The following is a 16,011-nucleotide window of genomic DNA, read 5'->3' as shown; positions in this document are numbered from 1 at the left end:
TGAGGGGAATCGAGAGGAGGTTCCGATGATTCTTGTACGACAGGAAATCGGCGATGTGCTGAGGGACTTCCGCCTGCAGAAGGGGCGTACGCTCCGGCAGGTCGCGGGCAAGGCCTCCGTGGCGCTCGGATATCTCAGCGAGGTCGAGCGCGGTCAGAAGGAGGCCTCGAGCGAGATCCTCGCTTCGGTCGCCGAAGCGCTCGACGTGCCCATCTCGATCATCATGCGTGAGGTGGGCGACCGCATCTCCGTCCTCGAGGGCATCCAGGTGTTCCCTGATGTCGTTCCGGACGACCTGGTCGCGTCCATCGAACCCGAACTCTCACTGCACTGACCTGCGGCTCCTCGGGTAGACCTTCAATGCGGCGCAGTGAGTTCCTTCGCGCGGTCGACGACGAATTCGGTGCGCGCGCCGCGATGCTGACGACGGATCTCGTCCTGGATGCTCTCGGCAATCGGACGGCAGCAGAGGCCCTGGATGCAGGCGTCGCGCCGCGTGAGATCTGGCTCGCCCTCTGCGCCGAGACCGATGTGCCGGCGGAGCGTCGCTACGGAGTCGGACGGCTCGAGCCGCGCAGGCACTGAGGGCGCGGAGCTGCACTCGATTCTCTGATCGCGTCCGCTCTGTGCCGGATCGGCGTGTCGTCGAATATGTGTTCGAAGTGCGCGTAACGTTCTGCACAAGTGGTTTCGAGGTGAAGTCATCCCCGATTCGTGGGGCAGCCGATGCAATGTCGGAGGTCGCTCGTACGGTGATGACAGGCCGAAAAAGCCATACGCCTTGTCGGAGAGTTCGCCCCAGTCGGGGTGGCCGCGACAGCCTACAGGCGGCACCATGCGAACAAATAGGAGCACGTCATGCCATCACCCGCAGACCGCGAGAAGTCCCTGGAATCAGCCCTCGCCCAGATCGACCGGCAGTTCGGGAAGGGCTCGGTCATGCGACTGGGCAGCGATGAGCGCGCCCCTGTTGCTGTCATTCCGACGGGCTCCATCGCCCTCGACGTCGCTCTTGGCGTCGGCGGCCTGCCGCGCGGCCGAATCGTCGAGATCTACGGCCCTGAGTCGTCGGGTAAGACGACGTTGACGTTGCACGCGATCGCCAACGCCCAGCGTGGCGGCGGCATCGCCGCCTTCATCGACGCCGAGCACGCGCTCGACCCTGAGTACGCGAAGAAACTCGGCGTCGACATCGACGCACTCCTTGTGTCTCAGCCGGACACAGGCGAGCAGGCACTCGAGATCGCCGACATGCTCGTGCGTTCCGGTGCCATCGACCTCATCGTCATCGACTCCGTCGCTGCGTTGGTCCCGCGCGCCGAGATCGAGGGCGAGATGGGCGACTCGCACGTGGGTCTGCAGGCGCGACTCATGTCGCAGGCGCTCCGCAAGCTCACGGGCGGTCTGAGTCAGACCAACACCACCATGATCTTCATCAACCAGCTGCGCGAGAAGATCGGCGTGTTCTTCGGGTCCCCCGAGACGACGGCCGGTGGTAAGGCGCTGAAGTTCTACGCTTCCGTCCGCCTCGACATCCGTCGCATCGAGACCATGAAGGATGGCACCGAAGCGGTGGGAAACCGCACCCGCGTCAAGGTCGTGAAGAACAAGATGGCACCGCCCTTCAAGCAGGCGGAGTTCGACATCCTGTACGGCACTGGCATCTCGCGTGAAGGCAGCCTCATCGATTTCGGTGTGGAGCATGGGCTCGTGAAGAAGTCGGGTTCGTGGTACACCTACGACGGCGATCAGCTGGGTCAGGGCAAGGAGAACGCACGTTCGTTCCTCATCAAGAACGCTGACGTCGCCCTGGAGATCGAGACGAAGATCAAGCAGAAGCTCGGCATCGGCGGAGCGGTCGCCGACGAGGCTCCTGAAGCTGCGGCCGAGCTCACGCAGCGTATTCCGGCCTGATGACTGTCGGTGACGGGGGCGAGGCGCGCCTCGCTCCCGTGATCCCACTCTTCGGGGACAAGGTGGCGCCGGCGTCTGCACTGCCGCACCAGCCCTCGCACGGGCCCTCGCACGAGGCGGCTGCCGTGAACGAGCGATCGGAAGTTCTGCACCGCTCAGAGGTTGCGGTCGCGGGGGAGCAGCCACCAGAGCGCGACCCGGATCAGATCCGTGCAACCGGTGAGGAGTCACTGCTGCGCAAGCTGCGGGCGCGCTCTCTGTCGATCTCCGAGGCACGGCAGGTGCTGCGCGGCCATGATCTGGACCTCTCGCAGATCGACGACGCGGTCGACGACTTCTGCAGGCGTGGCTACCTCGACGACCTGATCCTCGCTGAGCAGCTGGTGATATCGGGCATCGAGCGCAAGGGACAGGGGCGCGTCGCACTGTCGAGGGCTTTGGCACAGCGTGGCATTCCGCGCGACGTCATCGACACCGCGCTCGGGGATCTGCCGGATGACGATGCCGAACGGGCGCTGGAGTTCGCCAGGACCAAGGCGCGTTCGATGACCCGGCTCGACTTCGAGACCGCGCTTCGGCGACTCATGGGCCAGCTCGCGCGACGCGGATACGGCGGCTCCGTCGCCATGAACGCGGCGAGGACGGCGCTGACCGAGACGTCGCTGGGCAAGCCGACAAGCGGCGTGCGGTTCGTCGACTCGGAGTGACCCGGCCCGAACGCTCGTAGAATGGGTTCACCATGACTATCCTCAGCAGCGAACCGACGATCATCCAGGCCTCGTCGGCGGCCGTCGACGCCGACGGACGTCAGCGGACGTACGAGGTGCGCACCTTCGGGTGCCAGATGAATGTGCACGACTCCGAACGTCTCTCCGGCTCGCTGGAGAGCGCAGGCTACCTCCGAGCCGATTCCGGCGCGGAGGCGGATGTCGTCATCATCAACACCTGCGCCGTTCGTGACAACGCTGCGGGCAAGCTCTACGGCACGCTCGGGCACTTGGCATCCGTCAAGCGTCGCAAGGAGGGCATGCAGATCGCCGTCGGCGGCTGCCTCGCCCAGATGGACAAAGACGCGGTCCTCGACAAGGCGCCCTGGGTCGACGTCGTGTTCGGCACCCACAACATGGGCTCGCTGCCCGGACTACTCGAACGCGCACGCCACAACGGCGACGCCGAACTCGAGATCCTCGAATCCCTCGAGGTCTTCCCCTCGACGCTGCCGACCAAGCGCGACTCCGCTCACAGCGGATGGGTGTCGATCTCGGTCGGCTGCAACAACACCTGCACCTTCTGCATCGTGCCGAGCCTGCGCGGCAAGGAGAAGGATCGTCGCCCCGGCGACATCCTGAACGAGATCCGCCTGCTCGTGGAAGACGGCGCGATCGAGGTCACGCTGCTCGGTCAGAACGTGAACTCGTACGGCGTCGAATTCGGGGATCGTCAGGCCTTCGGCAAACTGCTGCGCGCCGCCGGCGAGATCGACGGACTCGAGCGCATCCGGTTCACCAGCCCGCACCCCGCCGCCTTCACCGACGACGTCATCGACGCCATGGCGGAGACACCGGCGGTCATGCCACAGCTGCACATGCCGCTGCAGTCGGGCAGCGACCGCGTACTCAAGGCGATGCGCCGCTCGTATCGCAGTTCGAAGTTCCTCGGCATCCTCGATCGCGTTCGTGAGCGCATGCCGTACGCGGCGATCTCCACCGACATCATCGTCGGTTTCCCTGGTGAGACCGACGAGGACTTCGAAGACACCATGCGCGTCGTGGAGCAGGCCCGTTTCGCCAATGCCTTCACATTCCAGTACTCCATCCGCGAGGGCACGCCTGCGGCGACCATGGAGGACCAGGTCCCCAAAGAGGTGGTGCAGGAGCGGTACAACCGGCTCCTCGCCCTCCAGGAACGCATCTCTCTGGAAGAGAATCAGAAGCAGGTCGGCCGCGAGGTCGAGGTGCTCGTCTCCGTCGGCGAGGGCAAGAAGGACGCCGAGACGCATCGGCTCACGGGGCGCGCCGAAGACAACCGCCTCGTGCACTTCGAGGTCACCGAGGGTTCTGACATCCCGCGTCCTGGCGACGTGGTGACGGTCACGATCACGCACGGCGCGCCCTTCCACCTTCTCGCCGACGACGCGAGCGGCGCTCCGCTGCGTATCCGGCGCACGCGCGGTGGAGACGCGTGGGATCGCGCGCAGGCGGAGTCGTGCGGCGTCCCGGCCCCGTCCGGAGACACCGGTGCACCGCGAGCGGTTTCGCTCGGTCTCCCCACGCTCCGCGTCGGTGTCTGATTCGCCCGCAACCCGCCTGTGGGCGATCGTCGGCGCGACGGGAACCGGCAAGAGCGACCTGGCGCTGAACCTCGCAGAGCTGCTGCGCGAACGCGGCAATCCGGCCGAGATCGTCAATGCCGACGCGATGCAGCTGTACCGGGGCATGGACATCGGCACGGCCAAACTCTCGGGGGCCGAGCGTCGCGGCGTTCCCCACCACCTGCTCGACGTCCGCGATATCCGCGATGAGGCCGCTGTCGCCTGGTATCAGCCGCTCGCGCGCACCGCGATCCAGGGCATCCATTCCCGCGGTGGCGACGCGATCCTGGTGGGCGGCTCCGGCCTCTACATCTCCAGCGTGATCTTCGACTTCCGCTTCCCTCCACGCGACGCCGAGACGCGAGCGCGTCTCGAGCGCGACCTCGAGACGCACGGTGCCGCTGCACTTTTCGCGCGTCTGGAGGCGGCGGACGCTGCCGCTGCCGCACGGATCGATCCGAAGAACGGCCGCCGCGTCGTCCGTGCACTGGAAGTTCTCGAGCAGGGGGAGAAGACTCACGGTGCTGCTCTGCCGGAGACTCCTGAGCTCTGGCATCCGACCACTCGTATCCTGGGGCTCCACGTCGACAGACCCGAACTGGTCGAGCGTCTGGACAGGCGAGTCGAGCGGATGTGGGCGGACGGGATGCTGGAAGAGGTCGAGCACCTGCGTCAGAGGGGGCTGGAGGAAGGCGTCACGGCGAGTCGCGCGATCGGCTATGCGCAGGCGCTCGCACAGCTGAGGGGTGAGCTGACCGAGGCTGAGGCCGTGGCGTCGACTCAGGCACTCACCCGTCGCTACGCGCGCCGCCAGGTGTCGTGGTTCAAACGCTATCCGGAGCTCACCTGGCTCGCTCCGGGAAGTGATCCCGCAGAACTGCTCTGAGCGATGTCGGTGCCCGGGTTCATCATGGAGTCATGAGCACGCATTTCTTCACCGCCTCCAGTCTCGACGGTTTCATCGCAACGCCAGAGCACTCGCTCGATTGGCTGCTGACACAGGACATCGATGCCGAAGGACCGATGGCCTATCAGCAGTTCGAGAAGACGATCGGCGCCCTGGCGATGGGGGCATCCACGTACGAATGGGTACTCGATCACGAGCAGGGTGTCTGGGGGTACTCGCAGCCGACGTGGGTGTTCACCCATCGCGAGCTGGCGATTCCCGACGGGGCCGAGGTGACACTCACCAGGGACGCGATCTCCGAGGTGCACGCCGCGATGACCGCGGCCGCAGGCGGTAAAGACCTGTGGGTGGTCGGCGGTGGTGATCTGGCCGGCCAGTTCGCCGACGCCGGGCTCCTCGATGAGGTCTGGGTGCAGTTCGCGCCGGTCACTCTCGGCGGTGGAGCGCCGTTGCTGCCGCGAACTCTCGACCTCGAGCTGCTCGACGTGGCGCGCAATCGCAACTTCATGTGCGGCCGTTACCGCGTGGTTCGTGGCTGATCGATCGCCGCCGATCTCTCTAGACTGTTCGCATGGTCGCATTCACCAAGGGGCACGGTACCGGCAACGATTTCGTCATCATCCCTGACGCCGACGGTGAGCTGGATCTCACGGCCGCGCAGGTCGCGGTGCTCTGCGACCGCCACTTCGGCATCGGCGCTGACGGCGTCCTCCGTGTGGTGCGCTCGGCAGCTCTTCCGGAGGGCGCGGCAGCGCTCGCTGAGGAACCTGCTGCTGAATGGTTCATGGACTATCGAAACGCCGACGGATCGATCGCCGAGATGTGCGGCAACGGCATCCGTGTCTTCGCGCACTATCTGGTCGGTGCCGGCCTCGCGGTGATCGAACCAGGTACGACTCTGCCGATCGGCACCCGCGCCGGTGTGCGGGATGTGACGGCCAGCGGCACCGGGTATCAGGTGGATCTGGGACGCTGGCGCCTGTCCGGCGACGACCCGCTCGCAAAGGCGCGTGGCCTTGATGTCGCTCGCCCCGGGCTCGGAATCGACGTGGGCAACCCGCATGTCGTCGTCGCTCTCGCATCGGACGAAGAACTCGACGGTCTCGAACTCGAATACATCCCCGAACTCGAGCCGCCCCTGCCCTCCGGCGCGAACGTGGAGTTCGTCGTGCCGGGAGAACCCCTCGTGCGCGACGGGATCGGGCACGTCAGGATGCGGGTGTTCGAGCGAGGGGTGGGGGAGACGCTCAGCTGCGGCACCGGTGTCGCGGCTGCCGCTCTCGCCGTGCGGTACTGGGCGGGTGACCGCGCCCCGGACAACTGGAGCGTCGAAGTGCCAGGGGGCACACTGGGCGTGCGGATGTTCCCCGCAGAAGACGGCGAGCACGTCGCACTCTCAGGGCCGGCGCAGCTCGTCTACAGCGGCACAGTCGACCTCGTGTGAGTCGCCCGTTCGCCTGCGATTGAGTCGTCGCGTTACAGCCGACAAGAGATCGAGGCGCGTCGTGGTTCACCATGGTGCGTATGAGCAAGCAGATCCGCTTCAACGCGTTCGACATGAACTGCGTGGCGCACCAGTCCTCCGGCATGTGGCGGCATCCGCTCGATCAGTCGGCGCGCTACAAAGAGCTCGGCTACTGGACTGAGCTCGCACAGCTCCTCGAGCGCGGCAACTTCGATGGCCTGTTCATCGCCGACGTACTCGGTACGTATGACGTGTACGGCGGCTCCAACGAAGCCGCGGTCCGCCACGGCGCCCAGGTGCCCGTCAATGATCCCGTACTGCTGGTGAGCGCCATGGCCGCTGTCACCGATCACCTCGGCTTCGGCGTGACCGCTGGCACCGCGTACGAGCACCCGTACCCCTTCGCCCGGCGCATGTCGACCCTCGATCACCTCACGAACGGCCGGGTCGGCTGGAACGTCGTGACCGGATACCTGCCCTCCGCAGCCCGGAACATGGGGCATGACGACCAGCTCGAGCACGATCAGCGCTACGACGTGGCCGACGAGTACCTCGAGGTCACGTACAAGCTGTGGGAGGGCTCCTGGGAAGACGACGCGGTCATCCGCGACCGTGAGTCCGGGGTCTTCACCGATCCGTCCAAGGTTCATGACATCGGCCATCACGGTGAGCACTTCACTGTTCCCGGCATCCACATCTCCGAACCGTCGCCGCAGCGAACGCCGGTGATCTTCCAGGCCGGCGCATCACCGCGCGGTATCGCGTTCGCGGCGGGCAACGCGGAGGCGATCTTCGTCGCCGCACCCACCAAGACGGTGCTCGCTGGAACAGTGAAGCGCATCCGCGACGCCCTCGAAGAGGCGGGGCGCGACCGCTACTCCGCGAAGATCTACACGCTTCTGACGATCATCACCGACGAGACGAGCGAGAAGGCGCACGCCAAGCACGAGGACTACCTGCAGTACGCCAGCGATGAGGGCGCATTGGTGTTCATGTCGGGATGGATGGGCATCGACCTGTCGCAGTTCGACCTCGACGAGCCGATCGGCAACGTCAAGAGCAACGCGATCCAGTCGACCGTGGCGAATTTCCAGCAGGCGAACGACGACGGCAAGGAATGGAAGGTGCGCGACATCGCCCGACTGGGCAACATCGGCGGTCTCGGCCCGCGCGTGGTCGGCTCGCCTGAAGAGGTCGCCGATTTCCTGCAGGACTGGGTCGACGAGACCGACGTCGACGGATTCAACCTCGCCTACGCGATCACGCCCGGAACGTTCGAGGACATCGTCGAGTTCATCGTGCCCGAACTGCAGCGCCGTGGCGTGTATCAGACCGAGTACGTTCCGGGGACGCTTCGTCACAAGCTGCACGGACGCGGCGACCGGTTGCCCGATGAGCATCGCGGTGCGGGCTACAGCGTGCGCCGCATCGCCAAGGTCTGACGCGCTCGGCCCGCTCGGCCGGTGAGTCCGTCCGGTGCGCTCAGGTGAGGGAGATCGGTTCCGTCGGAGGATTGCCGTGCTTTCGCACCTTGAGCACGCGATATCCCTTGCCCGTCGCGGTGCGGAAGACGCTGTACCCGGGGTGGAACGTCGATCCGAGCCATCGCTGGAGTGAATCGGCGCCGAGGTTTCGCTGCACCACCAACCATGCATCGCTGCGCTCGTCCAGACGGGGTATCCACCGCTCGAGCATGTCGTGCAGCACGTCCTTGCCCACTCTGATCGGCGGATTCGAGCGGATCGTCCGGAACACGACGTCATCGGGAACATCGTCGGGCAGTACGGCGTTTACATTGGTGATGCCGAGAGCCTCGGCATTTCGACGGACGAGGTCCAGCGCCCGCTCATTCACGTCGACAGCCCACACCGTGGCGTGCGGCGAGGTGAGAGCCATCGTGATGCTGATGGGGCCCCAGCCGCTTCCGAGGTCGAGGAAATTACCGCTCGGCGGCAGCGGAGGCATGTTGGCGAAGAGGACTGCGGTGCCGGCATCGACGCGGTCGGGGCTGAAGACGCCACCGGCGGTGGTCACTTCGAGTTCACGATCTGCGAGCGTCACGCGAATGGTTCGCAGGTTCTCCGCGCTTGCCGGGGCCGCAGTGAAGTAGTGATCAGACCCCATACGGCGAGCGTACCGGACAGCAGGGTTAAGGTTAAGGCGTCGGACACAGAAGGCAGAGGATGACGAAAGCCACAGACGAGACAAGCACTGAGCAGACACTCGACGACGAGAGACTGGATCGAGTGCTCGCAAGCGCGCAGCCGCGCACCCAGGCGCGGGTCTTCGGCGCCGCACAGGCGCTGCAGGACTCCGCCACGGCGGCGTATTCGGATCGAGACGGCGATCAGTGGGATCTGGAGGATCGTCACGCCCTGCGTCGTGTCGCCGGCCTCTCGACGGAACTCGAAGACGTCACCGAGGTCGAGTATCGACAGTTGCGACTCGAGAACGTCGTGCTCGTGGGCGTGTATCCGCAGGGTGCCCAGACGGATGCCGAGAACTCGCTTCGCGAACTCGCAGCGCTTGCCGAGACGGCAGGAGCGGTCGTCCTCGACGCCGTGCTGCAGCGGCGTCCGAATCCGGACCCGGCCACATATCTGGGCCGTGGCAAGGCGCAGGAGCTCAAGGATCTCGTCGCAGCCACCGGTGCTGACACCGTGATCGCCGACACCGAACTCGCACCCAGCCAGCGGCGTGCTCTGGAAGATGTCGTCAAGGTGAAGGTCATCGACCGCACCACCGTGATCCTCGACATCTTCAGCCAGCACGCCAAGAGCCGGGAGGGCAAGGCGCAGGTCGAGCTGGCGCAGCTCGAGTACCTGCTTCCGCGTCTGCGCGGCTGGGGTGACTCGATGAGCCGCCAGGCCGGTGGACAGGTCGGAGCCGGCGGCGCCGGCATGGGTTCGCGCGGTCCAGGTGAGACCAAGATCGAGCTCGATCGACGCCGCATCCGCACGAAGATGGCGCTGCTGCGCCGTCAGATCCGTGATTTCGGCCCGGCACGAGAGGCCAAGCGCGCCGAACGCAAGCGCAACACGATCCCCTCGGTGGCGATCACCGGATACACCAACGCCGGCAAGTCGAGCCTGCTCAATGCGCTGACGAGCGCAGGCGTCCTGGTCGAGAACGCGCTGTTCGCGACGCTGGATGCCACGGTGCGACGCACCGAGACCTCCGACGGACGTGTCTACACGTTCACCGACACGGTCGGCTTCGTACGCAACCTGCCGCATCAGCTCGTCGAGGCGTTCCGCTCCACGCTGGAGGAGGTCGGTGAGGCCGACATCGTGCTGCACGTCGTCGACGGGGCGCACCCAGACCCAGCGGGTCAGCTGCAGACTGTCCGTGATGTGATGGGCGACGTCGGAGCACGCGAACTTCCCGAGATCGTCGTCTTCAACAAGGCCGATCTCATCTCGGACGACGATCGACTGGTGCTGCAGGGCCTCGAGCCACGCGCGCACTTCGTGTCGTCACGATCCGGTGAGGGGATCGAAGAGTTACGGGCCGCGATCGACGAGGCGCTGCCGAAACCGGCCGTCGAGGTGCACGCACTCGTCCCGTACGACCGCGGTGACCTGGTTGCGGCCATTCACGAGACCGGGATGCTGCTGTCGGCGGAGCACGGCGAGAAAGGCACGGATGTCCGTGCGCACGTCTCAGAGCGGTTGGCAGCGGAACTGGCGCAGTTCGCGGTCTGAGCGTCGTCGTTCAGTGGGCGTTGAAGCGGGCCTCAACGGTCGCTGAGACGACGATCTCGTCGGGTTCGTATTCCATCGACGGTGCGGAATCCGCCGCGGCGAATGCGGCGCCGCGCGCCTTGAGCATCTGTGGTGCGCCTGGTGCCTGGCCCTGAGAGATGAGTCCGACATCGGCGATCTCGATGGGTGTGACGTCGGTGAGACCCAACGCGGCGGCGTATGCCTCCGCGCGTGCGACGGCCACGCTCACGGCTGAGGAGGCGACGTCGCGTTCGACGCGAGCACGCGTCTCCGGCGTGAGATGCCAGTTCACCCAGCCGACCTCGACGCCGTCCCAGGCGGAGATGTCCGACACCCAGATGGAGAGCTCGGATGGATCGGTGAACGTGGCGCTGAAGTCGACGCTCGCGCGGTAGACCAGCGCCAGGCGTTTGCCTTCGTTGTTCCAGGGGCGTTCTGCGCTCACCGCGAGACGCTTGCTGGTCCACTCGGCCACGGTCCCGGCATCCTTGCGGTCGGTGATGCTCTTCCGCAGCGGTTCGGACAGTCGCATCACCTGGTCGACCACCGATGCGCGCTCCGCGCCTTCGGTTCGTACCGTGACGCGGATCGTGGCGCGCTCCGGGGCAAGGCGCGACTCGTTCTCGCCGCGGACTGTGATGACGACATCGCTCATGAGAGCGACTCTACGCCAGAGCATCCTGTTCAGACCGGTCGCGGAATAGCATGAAGCCCGGATCCGTTGTATCCTGTGATGCTCGGGTGTTTCGACATCCGAGCTGATAAATCCACAGAGTGACAGTGGTTCCTTCGAAAGAAGACACACGGGGCTGATCGGTTTCGACAGTGCTTGTGAATTCACGTGAAGCGGGCCGAGGATGCAGGGTTATCTCGTGAACGCTCCCTGCAAAACTATAGTTGCCGAAACAAAGCGCAACGACTTCGCCCTCGCTGCATAAGCGAGCCCGAGTCCGTCAGGCCGTATGTGATTCCGATACGGATCCTGGCGTCATCTAGGAATCTTGCTGTGTGACGGCGTCTGGACGTCACACGGGACTCTTCCCAGGCTGGGCTTGTCGACTTAGGTGTCTGTGACAAAGGTCGGAGCCGAGTAGAACGTCTGCACAGACTGCGCCCGGAGAAGCCGTGGATACTCAGCGTTGGACGGGGGTTCGATTCCCCCCAGCTCCACAAAGCCGCTGTCACAGAAGAAGCCCCACCATCCGTACCAGGATGGTGGGGCTTGTTCGTGTTCTCGCGCGGGCTCGGCCCGGTTCACTCGAAATCGACGAGGATGAGACTCCGCCGCGTGTCGGCGACCTTCACCCAGCCGTCACCGAACTCGTACGTCATCCCGAAGCCGTCCTCGTCCGGCGCCATCGCGGTATCGGGGTTCTCGGTGATGTACACGCGGCCGTCGGAATCCGCGCGCTGCCAGCCTTCGTCGAGAAGCTTCTGCTGCCCGTCGCCGGATGCCGCCTGATCGAGCGGCGCCCATCCGAACACCTGAACATGGTCCGACGGCACCGTGTAGTCGCCCCAGACGCACTGGATGCCGCCTTCGACTATGTGCTCGCCGAAGCGGAATTCGTGTTCCCGGTAGGTCCAGCCTTGCTCGGTCAGCGCCGCGACCGTGCTGGGCGCGATGATCGTCTCGCACGTCGGCGCGGCGCCGGGAGTCTCTTCCGGCTCTGGTGTCGTGGTCGGCGTCGGTTCGGGCGACGGGCTTGTGGTCTCTGTGGGCTTCGGCGTGGTCGTCGGAGTAGTTACGGGGTCGGCCGCGGCGGAGCATGCCGACAGCGTCAGGGCGATCGTCACGGCCGCGAGCACGGCAAGGGAGGTACGGCGGATCATCGCTGCTTTCGGGTCAGGTGTTCGTGGGGGAGTGAGCGAGTCGGAGGAAGGCTTCGTGAAGCAGACCGTTGCTGGCCAGTGTCGAACGGGCCGCGATCGTGTCGACGCCGTCGAACGACGTGAACCTCCCGCCCGCTTCGCGCACGATCGGCACTGCGGCGGCGATGTCGTATTCCTTGACATCGAACTCCGCGACCATCTCCAGACGGCCCTCGGCAAGCAGCATGTACGAGTAGACGTCGCCGTAGGCGCGGTCTCGCCAGACGCGGTCCGCGATGCGCAGCAACGCGGGCAGCTGTCCGGCATCCGCCCACTGGGTGATGCTCTGGAAGCTCACGGACGCGTCATCCGGGGATGAGACCGCCGACGTCTCAAGGCGCCGAGGTGCGGCATCGGTCGCCGTCCATGCGCCGGCTCCGGTCGATGCCCACCATCGGCGGCTCAGCGCAGGCATGCTGACGACGCCAACCTGAGGTACGCCGTCGACCGCGAGCGAGATCATCGTGCCCCAGAGCGGAACCCCTCGCATGAAGTTCGCCGTGCCGTCGATCGGGTCGATGATCCACTGGCGATGGGCGTCGCCCTCTGTCCCGAACTCCTCGCCGAGAATGCCGTCGTCGGGACGCTCCTGGGCGAGGAGGGCGCGGATGGCGCGTTCCGTCGCGAGATCGGCATCCGTCACATGGGAGCGGTCCGCCTTCGTCGACACCTTCAGGTCGCTCACATCGAATCGGGGGAGCGACTGCTCGTCGGCGACGTCTGCCAGCCGGAGGGCGAGTGCGAGATCGTTCGTGAAATCGGCGGCTGCGGGGGAGTCGGTCACCCCTTCAGGATAGTCGGCGCCACGTGCCTGCGAACGCTGGTTCGATTTCGCATGATGCGCCGCAACTGGTAATGTAATTCCTCGGCCGGGGAAACCGGGCCACGCACCTCTAGCTCAATCGGCAGAGCAATTGACTCTTAATCAATGGGTTCAGGGTTCAAGTCCCTGGGGGTGCACGGATCAGCCTCAGACTCTCTCGCCAGAGTCTGAGGCTTTTCTGCTTGTCGGGTGCCACGGGGCGATCGATTCCGATGATCCGGCGCGACGCACCCCTCCGGGATCTGAAGGCGACGACGTCGATGAGCGAGCCGTCCGGCAGTTCCACGATGTGCCAGGTTCCGCTGGCCAGATCGTCCATGCGGTCAGCTCCTCAGACCTGTCATCGCGGCGCTTCGCTCCCAGAGCTCACGAGCCAGATCGTCCCTCGTGCTCTGCGGGTTCACTCGCGCCGCGATCGAGCGCTTCTCGTAGTAGAGGCCCGGCACCCACGCCTCGCCTGGAGTCGTCTCGGCCAGCCACACGAGCTGGTCGGCGCCGGATGCCGGAGTGCCGAGGAATCTGCGTGTGAACGAGTTGTTGTACAGGAAGCCCATCGCCCTGCTGCTCGTATCGGCGGCGAACGCAGAGGCGATCACCCCGGGGTGAAAGGCCGCCGCGTTCAGCCCCAGCGGGTGGAAGCGGTTGTGCAGTTCGCGCGTGAAGAGGATGTTCGCCAGCTTGGCTGCGCCGTACGCCTTCGTCGGCGTGTGGTCGCGAGGGTTGTCGAGGTCGCTCAGATCGATACTGCCGAACAGGCGTGCCGCAACGCTCGAGGTCTGGATGATCGTGGCGCCGCTCGCGAGCAGCACGTCCTGCAGCAGATTGGTGAGCAGGAACGGGGCCAGGTGGTTCACCTGGAAGGTCTGCTCGAAGCCGTCGACCGTCTCGACTCTCGCACCGAACATGCCACCCGCGTTGTTCGCGAGAACATCGATCCGCGGATACCTCGAGGCGAGCGTGGCAGCGAGTTCGCGCACATCATCCAACCGCGTGTAGTCGGCCACGACGTGATCCGCCGACAGCTCCGCGGCGATCGCGCGGGTCTTGGCCGGCGAGCGCCCCACGATGACGACCTCGTGCCCATCAGCACGTAGTCGCCGCGCAGCGGCCGCACCGATCCCGCCGCTCGCTCCGGTGATGACGACCGTCTTCTGCTCGCGCAAACTGCTCTCCTTCGGCTCGCCCGCGACTCTCGCGGTCCACACTGGCTGCAGCGAGGCGCTGTGTGACGATGATGCTGCGCTCAGGAAGTTCTGGGTCGCTCATGGGCCCAACCGTACCGAATCAGACGCAGTGCGCGTCGGTCAGGCGGCGTCCCCGACCGTGATCGCCTCAGCATCCTCTGTCGCGGCATCCGCCGGTTCGTCATCGATGTGAGCGAGCGTTCCACGACCGAGGAAGATCGTCAGCGTCGCCACCAATACCGATGCGGCGGCGAAGAGATACGGCACGGTCGAGTCGAACGCGTGCCACAGCAGCGCGGCCACCGGCGGTGCGATCGCGCCGCCGATGAAGCGCACGGCCGAGTACGCCGACGATGCGACTGAACGAGGCAGATCGGTCGCTTCCATCACGGCTTCGGTGAGCACTGTGTTCATCACGCCGAGCAGCAGTCCACCCACGATGATGCAGGTGACGAGCGCGGGGGCGATCTGTGCCACGAGGCCAGCGACGATCAGGTCCAATGCGAGCAGCGGCAGCACGGTCATGATGACAGTCGTCCGGCGCATCCGCCGCATCATCCACGGGGCGACCCACACGCTGGTGATCGCCAGCGCGACACCCCAGCCGAAGAAGGTGAAGCCGATGCCCATCGCGCCGAAGCCGAGCGGGAACGGCGAGAACGCCAGCAGCACGAAGAAGCCGATGTTGTAGAACAGGGCTGTGACGGCCAGGATCGCCAGGGCCGGGCGGCGCAGCGCCGTGAACGGCGCGGAGAACGGAACTGGTCGGCGCTTCTCCTGCGGGCCTCGCAGCAGCGTGAGGATCGCGATGAATGCGATCGCCATGAGTGCGACCACGCCGAAGAACGGACCGCGCCAACTGACTTCGCCGAGGAGTCCGCCGAGAAGCGGCCCGATCGCGATTCCGAGACCGAGCGCGGCCTCGTACAGCACGATCGCGGCACCGCTGCCACCCGAGGCTGAGCCCACGATCGTTGCGAGCGCTGTCGAGATGAACAGCGCGTTACCCAGACCCCAGCCGGCGCGGAAGCCGATGATCGCATCCACGCTGCCGCTCAACGCGCACGCGAGTGCGAAGGCGACGATGAGTGCGAGCCCGATCATCAGCGTCGCCTTCGCCCCGATGCGGCTCGAGATCCAGCTGGTGAACAGCATCGCGACTCCGGTGACCAGCAGGTAGCTGGTGAACAGCAGTTCGGTCTGTGTCGGGCTCGCCTGGAGGGAGTCGGCGATCGCGGGAAGGATGGGGTCGACGAGGCCGATGCCCATGAACGCGACGACACTGGCGAACGCCACGGCCCAGACCTGCGCGGGCTGTTTCCAGACGGAGGTGACGGCCTTGCCGCCGCTCACTCGCCTGCCTCCTTGGTCGTGAGGGTCTCTCTGCTGTGGGTGGTGAGGATCTCGGCGGCGCGTGCCAGCGTCGCCCAGTCGACGACGTCGAGGTCGTCGAAGTGCGGCGCGAGCGTGATGCGGAATTCATCCCGCCATCCCCGCAGGGCGGCGAGTCCGGCATCAGTGATGTGCACCACGGTCGCCCGTGAGTCCCCGGCGTCTGCCGTGCGGGTGACGAGCTCGGTGCGTTCGAGATCGCCGAGCAGTCGGGTCATGCCCGGTTGCGTCGTGCGGGCGGCGGTTGCGAGCGTGCCGACGCGCTGGCCGTTCTCGCGTTCCAGGATGCTGAGCACACGCCACTGGGCGGAAGGGGTGTCATTGTGCGCCTGCCGCGCCGCGATCCGCGCGAGCGCATGAGCGGAGATGACGATCGAAGGGATGATCTCGTCACGATTCATATCCGCAAGTATATACC

17 protein-coding genes, 1 tRNA gene and 1 other RNA gene are annotated in these 16,011 nt (G+C 65.8%); 12 read left to right on the top strand and 7 right to left on the bottom strand.

What is annotated here, in order from left to right:
- Positions 1-25: 25 nt before the first annotated feature.
- From J1M43_RS09820 to J1M43_RS09780, 9 genes are all read left to right on the top strand, one after another.
- Positions 26-334, top strand: a complete 309-nt coding sequence (locus tag J1M43_RS09820; RefSeq protein WP_033104592.1) for a helix-turn-helix domain-containing protein — start codon at positions 26-28, stop codon at positions 332-334.
- 26 nt (positions 335-360) lie between these two features.
- Entirely contained in the window at positions 361-585 is a 225-nt protein-coding gene (locus J1M43_RS09815) for a DUF3046 domain-containing protein (RefSeq protein WP_033104591.1), read from the top strand.
- Positions 586-858: 273 nt separating this feature from the next.
- A complete protein-coding gene (recA, locus tag J1M43_RS09810) occupies positions 859-1,914 on the top strand; it encodes a recombinase RecA (RefSeq protein ID WP_033104590.1) in 1,056 nt (351 codons plus the stop codon).
- Entirely contained in the window at positions 1,914-2,621 is a 708-nt protein-coding gene (locus J1M43_RS09805) for a regulatory protein RecX (protein WP_033104589.1), read from the top strand. Before recA ends, J1M43_RS09805 begins: the two co-directional genes overlap by 1 nt.
- A gap of 32 nt (positions 2,622-2,653) precedes the next feature.
- Positions 2,654-4,204 carry a tRNA (N6-isopentenyl adenosine(37)-C2)-methylthiotransferase MiaB gene (gene miaB, locus J1M43_RS09800; protein ID WP_033104588.1) on the top strand — a complete coding sequence of 517 codons (1,551 nt, stop codon included), beginning with the start codon at positions 2,654-2,656 and terminating at the stop codon, positions 4,202-4,204.
- Complete coding sequence (gene miaA / locus J1M43_RS09795) at positions 4,197-5,111, top strand: tRNA (adenosine(37)-N6)-dimethylallyltransferase MiaA (RefSeq protein WP_033106119.1); 915 nt, start codon at positions 4,197-4,199, stop codon at positions 5,109-5,111. Before miaB ends, miaA begins: the two co-directional genes overlap by 8 nt.
- 32 nt (positions 5,112-5,143) lie before the next feature.
- Positions 5,144-5,671: a dihydrofolate reductase family protein gene (locus J1M43_RS09790; protein WP_033104587.1), complete on the top strand. Its 528-nt coding sequence runs from the start codon at positions 5,144-5,146 to the stop codon at positions 5,669-5,671.
- A gap of 32 nt (positions 5,672-5,703) precedes the next feature.
- Positions 5,704-6,576 (top strand): diaminopimelate epimerase, encoded by an 873-nt coding sequence (gene dapF / locus J1M43_RS09785; RefSeq protein ID WP_033104586.1) that lies wholly within the window; start codon positions 5,704-5,706, stop codon positions 6,574-6,576.
- Positions 6,577-6,656: 80 nt separating this feature from the next.
- On the top strand, positions 6,657-8,039 hold the full coding sequence (locus tag J1M43_RS09780; RefSeq protein WP_033106118.1) for an LLM class flavin-dependent oxidoreductase: 1,383 nt from the start codon (positions 6,657-6,659) through the stop codon (positions 8,037-8,039).
- Positions 8,040-8,079: 40 nt separating this feature from the next.
- Here J1M43_RS09780 and J1M43_RS09775 read toward each other — a convergent pair whose 3' ends face one another.
- Positions 8,080-8,721, bottom strand: a complete 642-nt coding sequence (locus J1M43_RS09775) for a class I SAM-dependent methyltransferase (protein WP_206476571.1) — start codon at positions 8,719-8,721, stop codon at positions 8,080-8,082.
- A gap of 251 nt (positions 8,722-8,972) precedes the next feature.
- On the opposite strand from J1M43_RS09775, the gene hflX reads away from it, so the two are divergent.
- On the top strand, positions 8,973-10,301 hold the full coding sequence (gene hflX / locus J1M43_RS09770) for a GTPase HflX (RefSeq protein ID WP_374058530.1): 1,329 nt from the start codon (positions 8,973-8,975) through the stop codon (positions 10,299-10,301).
- 10 nt (positions 10,302-10,311) lie between these two features.
- On the opposite strand, the gene J1M43_RS09765 is transcribed toward hflX, so the two are convergent.
- A complete protein-coding gene (locus J1M43_RS09765) occupies positions 10,312-10,977 on the bottom strand; it encodes an SIMPL domain-containing protein (protein WP_206476569.1) in 666 nt (221 codons plus the stop codon).
- 150 nt (positions 10,978-11,127) lie between these two features.
- On the opposite strand from J1M43_RS09765, the gene ssrA reads away from it, so the two are divergent.
- Positions 11,128-11,495: a transfer-messenger RNA gene (gene ssrA, locus J1M43_RS09760) on the top strand.
- Between the two features lie 81 nt (positions 11,496-11,576).
- On the opposite strand, the gene J1M43_RS09755 is transcribed toward ssrA, so the two are convergent.
- Positions 11,577-12,155: a hypothetical protein gene (locus J1M43_RS09755; protein ID WP_206476568.1), complete on the bottom strand. Its 579-nt coding sequence runs from the start codon at positions 12,153-12,155 to the stop codon at positions 11,577-11,579.
- Positions 12,156-12,168: 13 nt separating this feature from the next.
- On the bottom strand, positions 12,169-12,978 hold the full coding sequence (locus J1M43_RS09750) for an inositol monophosphatase family protein (RefSeq protein WP_033104581.1): 810 nt from the start codon (positions 12,976-12,978) through the stop codon (positions 12,169-12,171).
- A 103-nt stretch (positions 12,979-13,081) separates the two neighbouring features.
- On the opposite strand from J1M43_RS09750, the gene J1M43_RS09745 reads away from it, so the two are divergent.
- Positions 13,082-13,154 (top strand) — tRNA-Lys (locus J1M43_RS09745).
- Positions 13,155-13,340: 186 nt separating this feature from the next.
- On the opposite strand, the gene J1M43_RS09740 is transcribed toward J1M43_RS09745, so the two are convergent.
- The 3 genes from J1M43_RS09740 to J1M43_RS09730 all read right to left on the bottom strand — a co-directional run bounded on the left by J1M43_RS09740 (position 13,341) and on the right by J1M43_RS09730 (position 15,994).
- The gene (locus tag J1M43_RS09740) at positions 13,341-14,180 is read right to left on the bottom strand and encodes an SDR family NAD(P)-dependent oxidoreductase (protein ID WP_206476567.1); all 840 of its coding nucleotides are present in this window, start codon (positions 14,178-14,180) and stop codon (positions 13,341-13,343) included.
- A gap of 141 nt (positions 14,181-14,321) precedes the next feature.
- Positions 14,322-15,554, bottom strand: a complete 1,233-nt coding sequence (locus tag J1M43_RS09735) for an MFS transporter (protein WP_206476566.1) — start codon at positions 15,552-15,554, stop codon at positions 14,322-14,324.
- Complete coding sequence (locus tag J1M43_RS09730; protein ID WP_033104578.1) at positions 15,551-15,994, bottom strand: MarR family winged helix-turn-helix transcriptional regulator; 444 nt, start codon at positions 15,992-15,994, stop codon at positions 15,551-15,553. The genes J1M43_RS09735 and J1M43_RS09730 overlap by 4 nt, the downstream gene beginning before the upstream one ends.
- Between the last annotated feature and the right edge of the window lie 17 nt (positions 15,995-16,011).

Origin of the sequence: Microbacterium sp. KRD172 (assembly GCF_017168295.1) — a bacterium.
Lineage (GTDB): Bacteria > Actinomycetota > Actinomycetes > Actinomycetales > Microbacteriaceae > Microbacterium > Microbacterium profundi.
This window is presented reverse-complemented; position numbering and strand designations above follow the sequence as displayed.